This is a genomic window from Kitasatospora sp. NPDC085895 (assembly GCF_040702125.1).
GTDB classification, from domain to species: domain Bacteria; phylum Actinomycetota; class Actinomycetes; order Streptomycetales; family Streptomycetaceae; genus Kitasatospora; species Kitasatospora arboriphila.
The window spans coordinates 1-2,814 of record NZ_JBFBJY010000200.1 but is presented as its reverse complement, the minus strand read 5'-3'; the positions used below and the strand labels follow the sequence as shown (position 1 = coordinate 2,814).

The following is a 2,814-nucleotide window of genomic DNA, read 5'->3' as shown; positions in this document are numbered from 1 at the left end:
GCCTGGTCTCCGACCGCTGCGCGGAGCGCTGAAGATCACCAGCCGAACCCTCCAGGCCGACACGCCCCACCCTCAATCGCGCACCAAGTCGTTAGTGCCGACCAGGCACTTGAAGGTCTGCGCCGCGAGCTCGAACACCGACCCCGCCTGGGCCGGCTGATCCGGACGATCACCGAGGACCGGCAGCAGATCGAGCTGTACTCCGCCCACATCGAGGGCGACCCGGGCACCGGCCGACCTGCCGTCAACGCGGTCCATGCCTACTCCCCCCGCACCACTTTGGCCGCCGACCGTGCGGATCGCCGCCATCGTCTCCGAGGACCTCTCCCGCCCCCACCAGTAGCACGGGCCGGCCAGCATCCTCCGGCATGACCAGCTCCCCCGCAGGGACGACGCAAGGTTCGGATCCGGCGCCCTGCTCTCGGCACGCCAACGCCCTGCCCCGTCCGCGCGGCCCGCTGCCGAGCAGCCCGGCACCCGGTCCAGTGGCCAACAGCCCCGGCCACCGGAGTCCAGCATCAGCAGCCAGGGAGTCGGACCGCCAACCAGCGTACCCAGCCGAGCCCAGCCGCTCCGCGACTGAGGGGCTACGACCTCCACCTCGACGTCGACTCCAGCGTGTTGGAGGACGAGCAGATCCCAGCGGCATGACCCGCACGCTTCAGCGAGACAAGGTGACGAGCCCCATCTCATAGGCCGTGATGACGAGCTGGACCCGGTCCCGGGCGCTCAGTTTGGTGAGCAGCCGTGACACGTGCGACTTGGCGGTGGCCACCGTGATGAAGAGGTCCTCGGCGATCTCGGTGTTCGAACGGCCGCGTCCGACCAGGGTCAGCACTTCCCGTTCCCGCTCGGTGATGCCCTCGACCGGCCGTGGGAAGCGAGCCGGGACAGCCGCGGGGTGCCCGATGAAGTCCGCGATCAGACGGCGTGTCACACCCGGCGCGATCAGAGCGTCGCCGGCAGCGACCACGCGGATCGCCGCGAGGATGTCGTCCAGCGCCATGTCCTTGACCACAAAGCCGCTCGCGCCGGCCCGGAGCGCGCCGTAGACGTGGTCGTCCTCGTCGAAGGTGGTCAGGACGAGGACGCGTGTGGATGCCGGACCGGCCGTGATCTGGCGGGTGGCCTCGATCCCGTCCATGCCGGGCATCCGGATGTCCATGACCACGACGTCGGGGCTCGTATCCCTGACAAGTTGAACGGCCTCGGCGCCGGTGCCGGCTTCACCGACGACCTCCAGTTCGCTGTGATCGGCCATGAGCACGCGTAGACCGGACCGCACCAAGGGCTGGTCGTCGGCGAGCACAACGCGAACGGTCACTTGATGGACCCTTCTCTCTGCGGGCCCTGAGAAGGTGCCCATGGTTAGGTGCCGGAGAGAGCCGGGGTGACGGCCCACGGTGGTCATCGGGTGTCCACCGGAACTCCGAGGGGTGCGGGCAGGGGCAGCTTGGCCACCACCCGGAAGCCGCCCTCAGGGCGCGGCCCGGCGCTGAGGTGGCCGTGCAGCAAGCCGACCCGCTCCCGCATCCCGATAATGCCGAAGCCGTGGGCCGAGCCGTTCCCGGTGGTGCCGCGCCCGTCGTCGACGACCTCCACGGACAGCTCCTCGTCCCCGTAGTCGATAGCCACCCGGCAGCGCCCGGTGCCCGCGTGCCGGACCACGTTGGTCAGCGCCTCCTGCACGATCCGGTAGGCGGACAGATCGATGTCGGCCGGCACAGGACGCTGCTCCCCGCTGCGGCGCACGTCGACGCATACCCCCGCATCCGCGGTCGCTGCAGCCAGCCGTTCGACGTCCGCCAGCCCCAGCGAGGGTGCGAGCGGTGACTGCTCCGAAGCTGTCGCGTCCCGATCGGCCTGACGGAGCGACACCAGTGTGCGCCGAAGGCCCGACAGGGTCTCTCTGCTGATGGTCTCGATGGCGCGCAGGGCTTCGCGCGCCTGTGCCGGCTGGGTCTGGACGACCCGGCTGCCCACACCGGCCTGGATGGCGATGATGCCGATGCTGTGCGCGACCATGTCGTGCAGTTCCCGTGCGATTCGCAGCCGTTCGGCGGTCACGGCCTCGGCCACCTCCTGTGCACGCAACACCACGGCGTGCTCGCGGCGCTCGCGGCTCAGCAGACCAGCCATACAGGATGCGGCCATCGCCAGGAGGGCGATCACCCCGTTGATGGTCAGGTTGTCCCCGTGCGCGAAGCCGCCGATCACCAGGAGTTGCACGGCGACAGACATGGCCACGGCGACGATCGAAGCGCGCCGTGCGCAGGTGGCGACGATGAAGCCCAGGACGAGGTCCACCGCCAGATACGACAGGAACTGGCCCTGATACGACGCCGCCAGATCCTGGTGGATGGAGCTCGGAGTGCCCACCACCACAGCCGTGGATCCGAAGAGTGCCATGGCCAGAGCCAGCTGCGGCATCCGCCGCACCACGCCGACGAGCAGGCTCACGGCCAGCAGTGACCCGACAGCGTGGACCGTGCCCGACGCCCGCGTCGCGCCCCCCACCAGCAGACCCACCATAAGGAGGTAGGAGGCACCCCCCGCCAAGGCCACGGCCTTCGTTCTCGTCATCGGCGGTGTGCCCTCTCGGGAACAAGGCCTCGGCGCGCAACGCGCGCAGGCAACGGAGTGATCGTTTCGAGGTTCACGCCGCGAGACTAACCGGCCACCGCCCGCGCGGCATCGGCCTGGGGACTTACGCTCATGGGCTAACAACTTGGTGCGCGATAGACGGGGAGTGTGGGGGGCGTCGTGGATGATCATGAGCCATGAGGTCGGAGTGGGCTCGTGGGGTGTTGTCGC

Annotated in this window: 3 protein-coding genes; all 3 read right to left on the bottom strand. The window is 69.5% G+C overall.

The genetic code is table 11. The features are described from left to right. Window positions 1-72: 72 nt before the first annotated feature. The 3 genes from AB0442_RS42105 to AB0442_RS42095 all read right to left on the bottom strand — a co-directional run bounded on the left by AB0442_RS42105 (window position 73) and on the right by AB0442_RS42095 (window position 2,460). Entirely contained in the window at window positions 73-258 is a 186-nt protein-coding gene (locus AB0442_RS42105; protein ID WP_366168794.1) for a hypothetical protein, read from the bottom strand. A gap of 403 nt (window positions 259-661) precedes the next feature. Further along, a complete protein-coding gene (locus tag AB0442_RS42100; protein ID WP_366168793.1) occupies window positions 662-1,324 on the bottom strand; it encodes a response regulator transcription factor in 663 nt (220 codons plus the stop codon). An 83-nt stretch (window positions 1,325-1,407) separates the two neighbouring features. Then, the gene (locus AB0442_RS42095; RefSeq protein WP_366168792.1) at window positions 1,408-2,460 is read right to left on the bottom strand and encodes a sensor histidine kinase; all 1,053 of its coding nucleotides are present in this window, start codon (window positions 2,458-2,460) and stop codon (window positions 1,408-1,410) included. Between the last annotated feature and the right edge of the window lie 354 nt (window positions 2,461-2,814).

Bases quoted from the DNA above. Each gene is read 5' to 3' on its own strand.
- AB0442_RS42105 (WP_366168794.1), bottom strand. From the start codon at position 258: ATGGACCGCGTTGACGGCAGGTCGGCCGGTGCCCGGGTCGCCCTCGAT.